Raw genomic sequence first — 13442 nt, 5'->3', positions numbered from 1 at the left:
AGCGTCCGCCCGCAGCGACCCTCGGGATCCGCCCCTGACGTGATCTTGGCGCCGCCGGGACCCGCGTGTACGCGTTCCTGCCGGGCTACACGGCTGGTGCCGTGACGGGCACTAGACCTCCAGAACGCCTGCCGACCGGTTTCCGTCGATGCCGAACGAGGCCAGGAGCACGCGCGTGCCCGACTCGGGGGCGCGCTCCAGGACGTCCTTGAGGCCGATCACCAGTCCGGCGGAGCCGAGGTGGTGGGATGCGGCGCCCAGGTCGGTGATCTGATCGCGGCGCAGGTGGAAGTGTCGGCGAAACCGCCGGTTCATGTCATGGTCCGACGTGTGCAGTACGACGTGGTCGATCGTTTCCCACGGCGTGCGCGCCGCCCGCAACGCCTTGCAGACGAGTGCGCACACGCTCGCCGGGGGTCGGTCCTCGGTGTCGCGATGGTGCCCGGGATGCGACATCAGCCAGGAGGGCCGTTCCATGAGCGCGGTCGCGAAGAACTGCGGGGGCGGGGCTTCGGGGGCCGGTCGTCGAGGCTTTGGGATGCGGGCGCGGGCAGGCGTGAAGGGGCCTGGAGCGTGGGTCACGATCGACTTCAGCCGGTTGTGCGGCCAGTCGCGTTCGGCCAGCACCGCGGCGGCGGTACCCGCGAGGCGCGGGCGGCCTCGGTCCGCCATGGGCGGGTACCAGGGTTCGGGCACGAGCAGAAGCCCGTGGTGGGCCGTGCGATCCTCGCGGAGTGCGCGGGCCAGGGCGCCCAGGAGGGGAAGGGCGTCGGCTGCGCCCGGAGCGGGGGCGTGGGCGTGGGCGCGGTCCACGCCGACGTGGTTCAAGGCTCGGCGTCCGAACAACGCGGCGGGTTCGCCCTCGGAGTCGGACCACGCGGCACCGACGAACAGGTGTGATCCCGTGAGGTCGACGGCGGTCATGGCCGCTCGGTCCAGGGCGTCGCGCATGGCGGCCTCGGACGAGGCCAGGGTGGTCCCGACGGGGGCGGAAAGGGTGGGTCGCGGCTGCGATCCTCGGCGCGGGGTCGAGCTGCCCACGGCTCGGATGCCGATGCCGGAGATCCTCATGGTCGTTCCCTTCGATCCGCGAATGCCTCTGGTGAGGAAGCTAGATCGGGGTGGAGCGCCCGGGAGGGGTCTTCACGGCGTCTTGATGGTGCACTGACGCAGCGTTGGCGCCGCGCGGTGTGGCGGGCCGGCGAACCGCCCGCCACACCGCGGTGGAGGTTCAACCGCCGGGACGGCCAACCGGGTTGGCGTCGCGTTCGTGGGCGTTCACGCCTGTCCGGTCAGGTGGGCGCCGAGCTTCCACAGGCGTCCCATCGTGCGGCTCTCGCCGACCTTGGGGCCCGGTTCGGTGGCGGCGAGGCGGTCGTAGTAGGCCCCGGGTTCGATCTCGGTGGCGGCCGAGCACAGGTGCGTAACGGCCGCGGCGCCCTCGGACGCGGGCCGGCCGACGGTGCCGTAGTAGGGCAGTAGCCGGGTGGAAATCACCCCCGGGTGCACGCTCACCGATGTGGCCGCGCTGCGGCCGTACTCCGCGAACGCGCGCGCGAAGATCGTGAGCGCGAGCTTGGACTGCGCGTACGCGGCTACCCGTGAATAGCCGCGCGAGCGGGTGGGGTCCGTCCAGTTGATGCTGCCGGTGCGGTGCAGCGCCGACGACACGTTGACCACGCGCGGCGCCGAGGCCGCGGCGAACGCCGGTTCGAGCATCCGGGTCAACAGGAAGTGCGCGAGGAAGTTGACCTGGAAGGACAGTTCGTTGCCCTCGTCGGTCAGCATCCGGCCCGGAGGCCCCACGACGGCCGCGTTGTTGACCAGCAGGTCGAGCCGCGGGTGCCTGGTGATCACCTCGTGGGCCATGTCGGCGACGTCGTCGAGGTGGGTGAAGTCGGCGACCACCGTGGTCAGGCGCGAGGGGTCGGCGCCGTCTCGCGTGAGCTGCCGCACGGCCTGTTCGGCCCGATCGCCGTTGCGCGCGTGCACGATCACCGACATGCCGGCGATCGCGAGCAGGCGGGCGGTCTGGTAGCCGATGCCGGAGGACGCGCCGGTGACCAGGACCGTCCGGGGTCCGGCGAGTTTCGGTGACGAGGCCGGGATTGCGGCGGTTGGGGTGAAGGTGGGCATGGTTCGTCCAAGGGTGTGTGGCGGTCGGGCATGTCGCCTCGACCGCAGGGGTGAATCGGGTTGGTGGGCGCGTCGACGGGCCGCGCCGGGGCTGTGCCCGTGCAGTCGCTTCGCCTCGCCGCGGGGTGTGACACGGCGGGCCTCGCCGTCCCGGGGAGACCGGCGCGTGTGTCGGGTCAGACGTTCCGGAGACTGTGCCCCGGACAAGGGGGCTCGTCCTCGTGGCGCAGACCGACCCGGCTCGAGAGCGCGGGCACGCACGATCGTTGCCACGCGTCCACGTCGAGACACCCTCGCTCGTGGCACGCGCCGATCGTGGATGCCGCGGCTTCACTCACACCACGATCAGATCGCCGATACCGCGTCGGAGGCAAGGGTGAACGCTGCTCCCTCACGAGACTTTGACACCGATCGCGGCACCGCGTCCGCGACACGGCGGCACCTATCTTGCGACGCAAGATAGGTGTCGCTATCTTGTGACGCATGACAGCGGATGGTGGCTCCGATGCCCGCCGCACCCAGTTGTTGAGGGGGGTGCTCGATGTGTGCCTGCTCGCGCTCATCGCGGAACGGCCCCGGTACGGCTACGAGTTCGTCGAGTCGTTGACCGAGCGGGGGCTCAGCCTGGTCAGCGAGGGCAGCATCTATCCGGTGCTGACCCGCCTCGCGAAATCCGGCCTGGTCGAGACCTACCACGTCCCTTCCGCCGCGGGCCCCGCTCGCAAGTACTACCGGATCACCCCCACCGGGGCCGCGGCCCTGGACGAGGGCCGGACCGCCTGGACGGGCTTCGCCGACGCGGTGCACCTCGTCCTGAACGACACCCGACCGAACCCGGCCGCGCGCCGTTCCCACCAGGAATGAGGACTCACTTCATGGCCACGGAAGAGGCGACGCTCACCCTCGAGCGGGCGATGAGCATATGCAGGGCCAACTGGGACCTGTACGGGATCTCCACCCGCGCCCGCGCGGACATGGAGGCGGAACTGCGCGAGCACCTGCGCGAGGCGGTGGCCCGCGGCCGCAGCGTCGAGGCCGTCGTGGGCACGGACCCCGCCGCCTTCGCCATGGACTGGGCGCGCGCCCGCGCGTCACGCCCCGAGCGGTGGACCCGGATGGCGACCAACATGGGCGCGTTCGCGGGCCTGATCCTGCTGTTCCGGCACCTGGTACTGCGGTCCACCGAGGTGCCGGTCACTGCGGGGCACCTCGCGCTGACGGGCCTGATCCTCATCCTGTTGTGGACGGCCGAATCACGGCGGGGCGCACTGGGCTTCTGGCGCTTCCAACTACTGTGCGCCGCCTTCGTGATCCCGCCGGCGATCGCGATCGGGATGCTGGTCGAGGGCACCCTGTTCCAAGTGCCGCTGTGGGCGTCGGTAGGCGCCCTGCTGCCGACACTCGTTTGGTCGGCGTGGGAGAAGCGGGGCAGGCACGGCGCCTCGGCGGGCGCGCAGAGCTGACGGCCCAGCCGGCAGAAGGGCACTGGAGGGCAGCGGCCTACTGGGACGCGCTGCCCACGCCTGTGAAAGCAGAAAAAATATGCTGGTAATATTCTTTCATGACGCAACACGAAGACGCCGACGCACGTCGGACCCAGATCGCCGTGGCGCTGGTGAGTACGGTCGCCGAGCGAGGCCTGGGGCGGGCCACGCTCGCGGACGTGGCCCGGACCGCCGGAGTGTCGGTGGGGCTGGTGCAGCGCTACTTCCGCTCCAAGGACGAACTGCTGAGATTCGGCGTCGAGTACGTCTATCAGCGAGCCGAGGAACGCGTGCGGCAGGTGCCGATCACGCCCCCCGTCCGGACAATCGTGGTGCGACTGATGGAGACCTTCCTGCCTCTGGACCCCGAACGACGGCAGGAACTCAAGGTCTGGCTCGCCTTCATCCAGGCATCGCTCACCGACCCGGAGATGGCCGCGACCCATCGGGCCGCGACGGCGCGGATGGTCGACGGCGTCGGTGAGGCGCTCCAGGCCGGCCAACGCGCCGGGGAGCTGGCGGGCGAGCTCGATGTCGCGGCGGAGGCGGCGGCCCTGGTGGCGTTCATGGACGGGCTGTGCCTGCACCACGCGGCCACCGGTACGGGTTTCGACGCCACGAGCATGCGGACCGCGCTGGAGACCTACGTCGACCGGCTGTTCGGCATAGGGCCGGTCGGATGACGATCACGCTCGCGTCGACGCTGGCGGGGCTCGCGCTGGTGGACAGCCCCAGCTTCGGCACCCTGCTCGTTCCGATCTGGCTGATGCTGACGCCCGGCCGGCTCCACCCAGGCCGGATCGCCGGCTACCTCGTCACCGTGGCGGCTTTCTACTTCTGCGTCGGGGTGGTGCTGGTCCTGGGCGCCGACACCGCGCTGGACGCCGCCCGCCGGGTGCTCGCGGACATCCCCTCGATTCCCCTGCGGGTCGGGCAGCTCGTCCTCGGGATCCTCGTCATCGCCTTGAGCTATCGACTGGAGGCCCGGGCCCGACGCCAGGGCGATACGCCGGGCAGGATGCGGCGTTGGCGGGCCCGGGCGATGTCGGGCAGCGGCAGCTTCGGCGGACTCATGAGCCTGGCCCTGGTGGCCGCGGCCCTGGAGGTCGCCACGATGCTGCCCTACCTGGCCGCGGTCGGCCTGATCGCCGACGCCGACCTGGCCCCGCACCTCACCGGCGCGGCCCTGGCCGGCTACTGCGTCGTGATGACGGTCCCGGCCATCGTGCTGGCCATCGCCCGAATCGCCGCGCATGACAAGGCCGAACCACTACTGTGCCGGATCAACGACTGGGTGACCCGCAACAGCGCGAGGGCACTGGGCTGGACCGTCGGCGGAATCGGCATCGGCATGGTGCTCAACGCGATCGTCTCGTTGCTCGTCGACCGCTCGTGACCCACGCTCGGCGGTCGGAGACCCACTGCCGCGAGACGTCGTAGACGGCCGGCAGTGCGCGGGTCTGCGGGCAGCCCGCGACGTGCCGGTCAAGCTGAACGTGGCGGGCGACCGGTATCCCGGCCCCGAGCTCGCGCACCAGGCCGCCCCGAAAGGTCGGTCGGGCGGGCAGCGCGTCGCGCGGGACCTCGAAGCGGGCCAGGAGGGGGTACTCGTCGAAGCACTCGTCGTGCGCCTTGCCGAGGTCGAGATCGAGGGCGAGCGCGTTCCGTCCGCGTACAGCCGCGCAGACCTGGGCTCGGCGCAGGGGGCGCCCATCGCGATGGTCACCATGGCATTGCGCGCGAAGTCGACGTCGGGGCCTTGGGCGGCGGAGCGGCTGTCCATGAGGTGGGCGCGGATCACGTCGTCCTCGTGCGGGGGGAGCGGGCGACGTAGAGGCCGCGCACCAACGAGGGTCCGCCGCCCACGGAGAGGGCGCGCACGTCGATCCGGGTGCCGAGTTACGGGGTCAAAAAACACGTGCAACACCGGCATTGCGCCGAAGTTGGCTGTCACCGCGCGTCCTCACGACTCGCGCGGAGTGCCACAAAGATTGAGAAGGTCCGTCATCATGTGCTCGAACAAGGGAAGGTAATCGTCGAATGACGAGGCCAAGTGCCCATAGACGGCCATGCAGAGCAATCCGTAGATCTGCCGCCAGCACGTGATCATCACCATGGCGACACCATCCGGATAGTCGTGCTGCATCAAGCGGCCGTAGGCAGCCACCTGCGATCGGAGCCGCGGTTCCAGTTCTGCTTCCGACGAACATGGCAGGATTCCCCGGTGCCACAACTGCATGAAGGTTTGCCCGAATAGACCGCCCAACTCCCGGATCAGCACTTGGTCGACGTGATAACCGGAGGCGACCAGTCTCGCGGAGCCGGCGCCCATGAGGAGATCGAACTCACCAGGGTTCGAGACCGACCACTCGAGCACCGCACGGGTGGCCGCGTAGAGCCGGCCACCGAGATCCTCTGCGTCCACCTCGCCCGCCGCCGCCGAGACGGTCGCCACGAGGTCACGCGTGACCACTTCGTAGACGGCGAACGTGAGGCCCGCTTTCCCTTCGAAGTAGCGATACAGCGCCGGTGGAGTGACTCCAACGTCCCGGGCCACCGCCGACAAGCTGAGGGCCTCCACTCCTTGTGAGGCGATGGTTCTGCGCGCCGTCGCGAGCACCTCGCGTTCCAACTCCACACGCAAGCGCTCGCGACGTGACGCGGGCCGACCGTCGTCTTCCTGAGGGAAGGTTCGCATCATCACCTCTCATGACTTCGAACCGGGCAACTCAGCACCGGTACCGCATAGTTGGTGACGCTTGCGTTGCGGTGATGCCATGCTATGTGGTTAATACTCTTCACTCGGTTGACGGGTGTCGCGCACCGCCCTTGGCCGGCGCAGGAACAACTCGGCGTCGGCCTCATGTCATGACCGGTAATGCAGGTGGGCGGAGTTTTCCGCCAGACGAACGGAGTTGTGATGACGACGGATACGAGCGGACACGGCTCCGGCACGCCTGGCGGCCCCCCGGCCACCCCGCCGACGACCCCGGGGACACCCGCACCGGCCGACCCGCACGCCGGCGCCCGCATCGCTGCCCGCGCCACCGTCATCGGCGCGGTCATCACCGGACTGAGCGCTGTACTGGTCTGGGGTCTGGGTGTGGCGTTCACCGGAGATGAGAAGAAGAATGAGGGGGACGCGAAGCCGCCCACTGCAATCACCTCCTCGGCGACACCTGTCAGGCCGGTGATCGAGCCGTCATCCCGGAGCCTGCCGACGTCACCGTCCGAAAGTCCTGACGGCCCCGCGAAGCCTTACCCGGGTGAGCCGATGACGATGAAGTTGTTGGTGCCAGGCTGCTCCATCCGAACGGAGATCGACTTCGACAAGACACCTCTGACCCGGCGGTTCGATACCAACGACGTAGCCGTGGACCCGGGACCGGAAGAAGGCGTGGACATGATCTGGGAGGATTGCTCACCCACCTCATTGCTGACGCGCCCCGGTGCTCGCGCTGGGGTACTCCCGAAGGGCACCAAGGCTACGAAGGCAACATGCCTTGACGCGGCCAACGGCGGCGGTCTGGAAGAAGCCATCATCGGTTTCGGAGCGGCGGAATTGGGCGTCGTCAAGGGGAACACGATCTGTGCCCTGTCCGACAAGGGCCGTCTGATGGCCATGGAAATCGTCAACATCATCGAGGAGCCGAGTTCCATCGAGATGAAGGTTCGCACGATCGTCTGAGCTCATGGCTTCGTAGTGCGCGCCGGAGGATGTTCGGTTGAGCCAACGCCGTGCCACTGTGAAGTGGGCTGGGTGGCGGACGACGTAACCGTCTGCGACGTCGTGGCCGACTTGGGCCAAGAAGCCGTTTGGTTCCGAGCTTGATCGTTGTGTTCTCGTTGTTCCGGGCGCGGAGTGGCTTACGACCTTGGGAGCGCCGGCACAGCATGCGGCAGCTGGTGGCGCAGGTACACCAGCGTGACCGGGAGCCGGTCGGTGAACACCAACCGCTGCTTGGGACCGGTATTGCTGTACGGCTGGGACACCCCGGCCACGGTGCTCAACCGCGCGGTCGAATGAGGCATGGCGGACGGCCCGGAGGCGATCTTGAAGCGGCTCGACGGGCTCGTCCGTAGACCCCGTACATGGGGAGATCCTTGTGGCCGCTGTCACACAGTCTTCGAGTCAGGCCAACACGGTCGGCGAAGCCCGATTACGCGGTCGGGCTCTCGCCCGCGACGGCGCGGCGGACGGCTTCGCGCAGGAGTTCGCGTGAGGTGGCTTCCTGGCCTCGCCGCTCGGCCTTGTATCGCTCGGCTCCGGTGGGTCGGCGGGCGGCGGTACCGTCACCGGGGTCGAGCACGGGCAGGCCGAAGTCCTTCTCGATGCGGCGACACTCGGCTTGGGCCTTGAAGGCGTCGTTGTGGTGATTCGGTCGTTTGCCGTCCTGGCGGACGAACGTGACGACGAGGATGAGCCTCGGACGCCGCGTGCTGGGCCGTCCAGGGGGCTCGGCGGCATGGCGGCCGCGTCGCACACCGTCACGAAGCGGGGCGAATGTACTGTGCTCGCATGCTCACGTCCGGGCAGCAGGAAGCCACGCGCGCGCGTCCGCAGGTGGGGCTTGCCCGATGGGGGCCCTTCCTGTTCATCGCCGCGACCGCCTTCATCGATGTGGTCACCCCCAAGGACGCGCACTTCGACCGGCTCCTGCCGGTCGCCCCGGCACTGGCCGCCGCGACGTGGAGTGTGCGGGGCACGATCGGGATCGGACTGCTGTCCTGCCTGGTCGAGTTCCTGCTCGGGTTCGAGCGGGGGCCGGCGATCCAGGCGCCGACGGCGTCCGCGATGATCGTGATCGCGATCGCGACGGCGGCCGCCGCGTACGTGAGCCATGTGCGGCAGGGGCACGAGCGCGACCTGTCCGACGTGCGCGCCGTGGCCGAGACCGCGCAGCGGATGGTGCTGCGCCCGCTTCCGACCCGACTGGGCGACGTGGATCTCCGGGGGCTGTACCTCGCCGCCGCCGCCCAGGCGCGGATCGGCGGGGACTTCTACGACGCCATCCGCACCCCGTTCGGCGTTCGGGTGATCCTCGGCGACGTCCAGGGCAAGGGACTTCCGGCCGTCGAGGTCGCGGCGGTTCTCCTCGGTGCCTTCCGGGAGTTCGCGCACGAGGTCCCCGACCTGCCCGCGCTCGCCGGTCGGCTCGAATTGAGCATGGCCCGCTACAGCGATCAGCCCTTCGCGTCGGACGCCGCCGAACGCTTCGCCACCGCCGTGCTGGTGGAGATCCCCGACGGCGGGCAGGTCGCCCGTCTCCTCAACCGCGGCCACCCTCCGCCCCTGCTGCTGTCCCGGGGAGGGGTACGCGTCGTGGAGCCCACGGCACCCTTGCTTCCGGTGAACCTGACGCTCCTGGTCGAGGGCGATCCGCACGTGGACACCATCGCGTTCGGGCCCGGCGACCGCATCGTGCTCTACACCGACGGCGTCACCGAAACGCGGGACGAGGCGGGCGAGTTCTATCCGTTGGGGGACCGGGCGACCCGGTGGGCCGACGACCCGCCCCGCGTCCTCCTGGACGGACTCCGCGCCGACCTCGCCGACTTCGGCGCGGGCCCGCGCGACGACGACGTCGCCGTCCTGGTGCTGCGGCGCCGCGACGCCGACGGGCGCGATGACGGCACGGATGACGGTCGGGTCGGTCGGGTCGGTCGGGCTCAGTCCGGCCGGTCGGGTGGGTAGAACTGGCGGGCCCAGCGCCGGTAGTGCGTGATCGCCTCGTCGCCCCGGGTCAGTCGGGGGCGCGGTTCGTAGCGCTTGTGGTTCCAGATGGGCAGGTCCTCCCGGCCGACCCGGACCACGACGCCCAGCATCGCCTGGGCCAGGACCCGGGTCAGCGGCCCGCGCAGGGCCGGCTCGACGACCCGGCGCGGCGCGAACAGCCGCCTGAACGGCTCCGAAAGGTCCGTTTCCTTCTTCAACCGCCCCGCCAACACTGTGAGTTCCGACGCTACGATTACGTTACGCTACGTGTGGTATGCATTAAGTGATGGACAAGCTGTCGCTCGGCTGTGTCGCGGCGCCCCCGAACATCGAGGAGACGCACGCGTGGACCACGAGCGCAACGAACACCACGGACGCGACGAGCATCACGACGGCCGGCGCGAGGTGGAGGTCCTGGTCATCGGGGCCGGTCTGTCCGGAGTGGGCGCCGCGATCACGTTGCGGAAGGCCGGCCTGGGCGACGTCGTGGTCCTGGAGAAGTCCGAGCGGCTCGGCGGAACCTGGCGCGACAGCGTGTACCCCGGCTGCGGTTGCGACGTGCCGTCCATGCTGTACGAGTACTCCTTCGCACCGCACGACTGGAGCAGGAGCTTCGCCGGCCGGCAGGAGATCCTGGAGTACCTCGAATCCACCGCCGCCGCCCACGGGTTGGACGAGGTGATCCGCTACGGCGTGGAGGTGCTGAGCGGCCGGTGGGACGCGCACGCGCACCGATGGCGGCTGGACACGAGCGCGGGCGCCTACGTCGCCCGGTCCCTCGTCGTGGCCACCGGCCCCTGGCACACGCCCCGCTACCCGGACATCGCCGGTCTCGCCGACTTCCCCGGAACCGTGTTCCACTCCGCCCGCTGGAACCGAGCGGTCGACCTGACCTGGCGCCGGGTGGCCGTGATCGGGACCGGGGCCTCGACCGTACAGTTCCTGCCCGAGATCCAGTCGCGAGCGGCCCGCGTCGAGGTTTTCCAGCGCACTGCCCCCTGGGTGCTGCCCAAACCCGACCACGCGCTCCCTCCCGCCGTGCGGCGGTTCCTGCACCGCCCCCTGGCCCACGGGGTGTTGCGCGGCGTGCAGCACTGGACGCAGGAGGCCATCGGCCTCGCCCTCCGCCACCCCTGGATACTGCCTCCGCTGGAGGCGGCAGCCCGCCGGCACATGCGCGGCTCGATCACCGACCCGGTGCTGCGCGAGGCGGTCACACCCGACTACCGGCTGGGCGGCCGCCGCCTGCTGACCTCGGACGCCTACTATCGCGCCCTGACCCGCCCCAACGTCCGGCTGCACCCCACCGCCGTGACCGAGGTGCGCGGTGACGACGTGATCGGCGCCGACGGCACTCGCGCGCGGGCCGACACCATCATCCTCGCCAGCGGCTACCACATCGGCGATCTCGCCATCGCCCGGAACCTGCACGGCGCTCACGGCGAAACGCTGCACCAGACCTGGCAGCACGGTCGACGCGCCTACCTGGGCACCAGCGTCGGCGGCTACCCCAACCTCTTCCTGCTCCTGGGGCCGAACGTGCTCAGCGGTACCAGCGCCGTCCCCACCGTCCTGGAAGCGCAACTGCGCTACATCGTCGGCGCCCTCACCCGGCTGCGCCACGGCGGACACACCGCCCTGGACGTGCTGCCCGAGGTCCAACGCGCCCACAACGCGGCGGTACAGGAGGCCCTGCGCACCACCGTGTACGCCACGGCGGGCGCCCGGACGGGCTACTACTTCAGCCCGCCGGGCCTGAACACCTTCTGCTGGCCCTGGTCGACCCGCCGACTCCTCAAGCGCCTGCACACCTTCGACCCGGCCGCATACGCCTGGCACACGACGGGCCGGTCCGACGTCCGCCTCCCGGCCCAGGGCGACGCGCATGTGGTGCTTCGGGACCGAACGGCGGCGGGACACCGGTCACCTGACCACTGACCTCCGCCACGCGGTGGCGGGTGGTCGAACGGTGGCGAGGTGGGACCGTTCGGCAGCAGGTGGGCGCGGCCGGCGCCGACGCCTGGAAGGCACCCGCGCCGACCTCGCCGCGCCCGAACACGGCCACCGCACGATCGCGGCCGTCGCCCGATCGAGGGGCTTCACCAACCCGCCTTGTTCTCCCGCCGCTTCCGACGGACCCACGCGTGCGCCCTCGCCAATGGCGCGGGCGCGCCCGCTCCGGAGCGACCGCGAAGTGAGCCCGGGGCCGGCGGCAAGGACGACGTCGGCCGCCGCGAACTCGGTGTGACGCACCCCCGCGTGGACTCGTCCGCGGCCCGAACATTCGTCGGGAACTTTGTCGCTCGAACGGACGACTGCTTGGTCGGACACCGCGACCGGGTGTCATCCACCAGGCGAAGGAACGATCACGGATGTGCGGAATCACCGGCTGGGTGTCCTTCCGGCACGACGCACGAGCGGGACGCCCGGTCATCGAGGCGATGACCGCGACCCTGGCCCGGCGCGGCCCCGACGCGGGCGGCGTGTGGCTGGACGCGCACGCGGCCCTGGGGCATCGGCGACTGGCGGTGCTCGACGTGGCCGGCGGCGCCCAACCCATGACGGATCGGCACGACGACCCCCAGGTGGTGCTGAGCTACAGCGGCGAGGTGTACAACCACCACGAGTTGCGTGCCGAACTCCGGCGCGTGGGGCACGAGTTCCGCACCCGCAGCGACACCGAGGTGGTGCTGCGCGCCTACCGCGAATGGGGCGAGGACTGCGTCTACCGCCTGGAAGGCATGTACGCGTTCGCGATTTGGGACCCGCCCGGACCTCACCGGAGTCGGCCCCGACCTCGCCGGCCCCCGCCCGGAGCGGCCCCGAATCCCGCACCTGAAAGGCACACGCACGTGACCCAGGCCGAACACAGCGCGAACACCCCGGAGCCCGTCGAGCTGTACGGGCGCGAGTACAAGCGTGACCCGTACCCCCTCTACGCCAAGCTCCGCGCCGACGGCCCCATCCATCGGGTGCGCTTCCCCAGCGGCGTCGGCGCCTGGCTGGTCACGGGCTACGAGGCGGCCCACGCCACGCTCAACGACCCGCGCCTGGGCAAGAACCACGACCTCGGCAACGACGACTGGCGCGAACTCGCGTCGATCATGCCCGAACCGCAGCACGCACAACTCCAGGTCCACCTGCTCCACCAGGACCCGCCCAAGCACACCGCCATGCGCCGGCTGATCACCGACGCCTTCGCACCGCGCCGCGTCGCCGCGCTGCGACCGCGCATCCAGGAGATCGCCGACACCCTGGTCGACGCCATGCCGGCGACCGGCGGCGCGGACCTGGTCGCCTGCTTCGCCGCGCGCTTCCCGTTCCGCGTCCTGGCCGAAGTCATCGGCCTGCCTCCGGAGTTGGCCGCCCGGTTTCGGCGCGAGTGGTGCAAGGTCGTCCAGCCCGTCGGCCCCAGGGACCCCGGGCGTCCCGCCTACGAGGCCCGGTTGCGCGACCTCCAGCGCTACATCGCCGACGTCGTCGCCGACCGGCGCGAACACCCGGACGACGACGGCCTGCTCGGCCGGCTCGTCGCCGCCCATACCGCGGGCGAACTCACCCACCAGGAGCTGGATTCGATGATCTTCCAGCTCCTGGTGGCCGGACAGGAACCGGTCACCAACCAGATCTCCACCGCGCTGATGACCCTCCTGCGCCATCCCGCGCACCTGGACCGCCTGCGCGAGGACCCCGCACTGCTGCCCGCCGCCGTGGAGGAACTCATGCGCTACGACAGCGCCTTCGAGCTCACCACGTGGCGCTTCCTCGGCACCGACGACGACCTGCACGGCACCACCGTGCCCGCAGGCGACTCCGTGATCGTCTCGCTGTGCGCGGCCAACCGCGACCCCGAACGCTTCCCCGACGCCGACACCCTCGACTTCGACCGCAGCCCCAACCCGCACCTCGCCTTCGGCCACGGCATCCACTTCTGCCCCGCCGCCACGCTGGCCCGCGTCGAACTCCAAGTCGCCCTCGGTACCCTCCTGGCGCGCCTGCCCGCGCTCGCCCCGGCCGTACCCACCGAAGACGTCGCGTGGATCCCCGCCGTCCTCGCCCGCGGCGTCGACGCCCTGCCGGTCACGTACACCGAACGCGCCTGACCC

At 70.5% G+C, this 13442-nt stretch carries 12 protein-coding genes and 2 pseudogenes; 9 read left to right on the top strand and 5 right to left on the bottom strand.

The window, feature by feature from the left end; translation table 11 throughout:
• Window positions 1-111: 111 nt before the first annotated feature.
• Both OG928_RS36455 and OG928_RS36450 read right to left on the bottom strand, forming a co-directional pair.
• On the bottom strand, window positions 112-1071 hold the full coding sequence (locus tag OG928_RS36455; protein WP_331766280.1) for a hypothetical protein: 960 nt from the start codon (window positions 1069-1071) through the stop codon (window positions 112-114).
• A 207-nt stretch (window positions 1072-1278) separates the two neighbouring features.
• The gene (locus OG928_RS36450; RefSeq protein WP_331766279.1) at window positions 1279-2136 is read right to left on the bottom strand and encodes an SDR family NAD(P)-dependent oxidoreductase; all 858 of its coding nucleotides are present in this window, start codon (window positions 2134-2136) and stop codon (window positions 1279-1281) included.
• Between the two features lie 483 nt (window positions 2137-2619).
• Between OG928_RS36450 and OG928_RS36445 the strand changes: the two genes are divergently transcribed.
• From OG928_RS36445 to OG928_RS36430, 4 genes are all read left to right on the top strand, one after another.
• Window positions 2620-3000 carry a PadR family transcriptional regulator gene (locus OG928_RS36445; protein ID WP_406291543.1) on the top strand — a complete coding sequence of 127 codons (381 nt, stop codon included), beginning with the start codon at window positions 2620-2622 and terminating at the stop codon, window positions 2998-3000.
• An 11-nt stretch (window positions 3001-3011) separates the two neighbouring features.
• Window positions 3012-3599 (top strand): hypothetical protein, encoded by a 588-nt coding sequence (locus tag OG928_RS36440; RefSeq protein WP_331766277.1) that lies wholly within the window; start codon window positions 3012-3014, stop codon window positions 3597-3599.
• Window positions 3600-3697: 98 nt separating this feature from the next.
• The gene (locus OG928_RS36435) at window positions 3698-4303 is read left to right on the top strand and encodes a TetR/AcrR family transcriptional regulator (RefSeq protein WP_331766276.1); all 606 of its coding nucleotides are present in this window, start codon (window positions 3698-3700) and stop codon (window positions 4301-4303) included.
• Entirely contained in the window at window positions 4300-5016 is a 717-nt protein-coding gene (locus tag OG928_RS36430; RefSeq protein ID WP_331766275.1) for a GAP family protein, read from the top strand. The genes OG928_RS36435 and OG928_RS36430 overlap by 4 nt, the downstream gene beginning before the upstream one ends.
• Window positions 5017-5583: 567 nt before the next feature.
• On the opposite strand, the gene OG928_RS36425 is transcribed toward OG928_RS36430, so the two are convergent.
• On the bottom strand, window positions 5584-6321 hold the full coding sequence (locus OG928_RS36425; RefSeq protein ID WP_331766274.1) for a helix-turn-helix domain-containing protein: 738 nt from the start codon (window positions 6319-6321) through the stop codon (window positions 5584-5586).
• Between the two features lie 219 nt (window positions 6322-6540).
• Here OG928_RS36425 and OG928_RS36420 point away from each other — a divergent pair, with 219 nt between their 5' ends.
• On the top strand, window positions 6541-7308 hold the full coding sequence (locus OG928_RS36420; protein ID WP_331766273.1) for a hypothetical protein: 768 nt from the start codon (window positions 6541-6543) through the stop codon (window positions 7306-7308).
• A 490-nt stretch (window positions 7309-7798) separates the two neighbouring features.
• Here the strand turns inward: OG928_RS36420 and OG928_RS36415 are convergent.
• Window positions 7799-8038: pseudogene (locus OG928_RS36415) on the bottom strand (mobilization protein); the annotation flags it as partial.
• 101 nt (window positions 8039-8139) lie between these two features.
• Between OG928_RS36415 and OG928_RS36410 the strand changes: the two are divergent.
• Window positions 8140-9315 carry a PP2C family protein-serine/threonine phosphatase gene (locus tag OG928_RS36410; protein WP_331766271.1) on the top strand — a complete coding sequence of 392 codons (1176 nt, stop codon included), beginning with the start codon at window positions 8140-8142 and terminating at the stop codon, window positions 9313-9315.
• Here OG928_RS36410 and OG928_RS36405 read toward each other — a convergent pair.
• Entirely contained in the window at window positions 9291-9554 is a 264-nt protein-coding gene (locus OG928_RS36405; RefSeq protein WP_331766270.1) for a hypothetical protein, read from the bottom strand. The two genes, OG928_RS36410 and OG928_RS36405, sit on opposite strands and share 25 nt — an antisense overlap.
• Window positions 9555-9681: 127 nt before the next feature.
• Between OG928_RS36405 and OG928_RS36400 the strand changes: the two genes are divergently transcribed.
• From OG928_RS36400 to OG928_RS36390, 3 genes and pseudogenes are all read left to right on the top strand, one after another.
• Complete coding sequence (locus OG928_RS36400; protein ID WP_331766269.1) at window positions 9682-11274, top strand: NAD(P)/FAD-dependent oxidoreductase; 1593 nt, start codon at window positions 9682-9684, stop codon at window positions 11272-11274.
• Window positions 11275-11708: 434 nt separating this feature from the next.
• Window positions 11709-12092: pseudogene (locus OG928_RS36395) on the top strand (asparagine synthetase B); the annotation flags it as partial.
• Entirely contained in the window at window positions 12078-13439 is a 1362-nt protein-coding gene (locus OG928_RS36390; protein WP_406292085.1) for a cytochrome P450, read from the top strand. The pseudogene OG928_RS36395 and the gene OG928_RS36390, both read left to right, overlap by 15 nt.
• The last annotated feature ends 3 nt before the right edge of the window (window positions 13440-13442 follow it).

Source organism: Embleya sp. NBC_00896, from assembly GCF_045207785.1.
Classification (GTDB): Bacteria; Actinomycetota; Actinomycetes; order Streptomycetales; family Streptomycetaceae; genus Embleya.
Note: the sequence above shows the minus strand (reverse complement) of the source record. Positions and strands in the feature narration are given on the sequence as shown.

What these genes read in the sequence shown, in the direction of transcription:
- OG928_RS36390 (WP_406292085.1), top strand. Translation starts at nt 12,078, where the DNA reads ATGTACGCGTTCGCGATTTGGGACCCGCCCGGACCTCACCGGAGTCGG.
- OG928_RS36420 (WP_331766273.1), top strand. Translation starts at nt 6,541, where the DNA reads ATGACGACGGATACGAGCGGACACGGCTCCGGCACGCCTGGCGGCCCC.
- OG928_RS36450 (WP_331766279.1), bottom strand. Translation starts at nt 2,136, where the DNA reads ATGCCCACCTTCACCCCAACCGCCGCAATCCCGGCCTCGTCACCGAAA.
- OG928_RS36410 (WP_331766271.1), top strand. Translation starts at nt 8,140, where the DNA reads ATGCTCACGTCCGGGCAGCAGGAAGCCACGCGCGCGCGTCCGCAGGTG.
- OG928_RS36430 (WP_331766275.1), top strand. Translation starts at nt 4,300, where the DNA reads ATGACGATCACGCTCGCGTCGACGCTGGCGGGGCTCGCGCTGGTGGAC.
- OG928_RS36455 (WP_331766280.1), bottom strand. Translation starts at nt 1,071, where the DNA reads ATGAGGATCTCCGGCATCGGCATCCGAGCCGTGGGCAGCTCGACCCCG.
- OG928_RS36440 (WP_331766277.1), top strand. Translation starts at nt 3,012, where the DNA reads ATGGCCACGGAAGAGGCGACGCTCACCCTCGAGCGGGCGATGAGCATA.
- OG928_RS36435 (WP_331766276.1), top strand. Translation starts at nt 3,698, where the DNA reads ATGACGCAACACGAAGACGCCGACGCACGTCGGACCCAGATCGCCGTG.
- OG928_RS36445 (WP_406291543.1), top strand. Translation starts at nt 2,620, where the DNA reads ATGACAGCGGATGGTGGCTCCGATGCCCGCCGCACCCAGTTGTTGAGG.
- OG928_RS36425 (WP_331766274.1), bottom strand. Translation starts at nt 6,321, where the DNA reads ATGATGCGAACCTTCCCTCAGGAAGACGACGGTCGGCCCGCGTCACGT.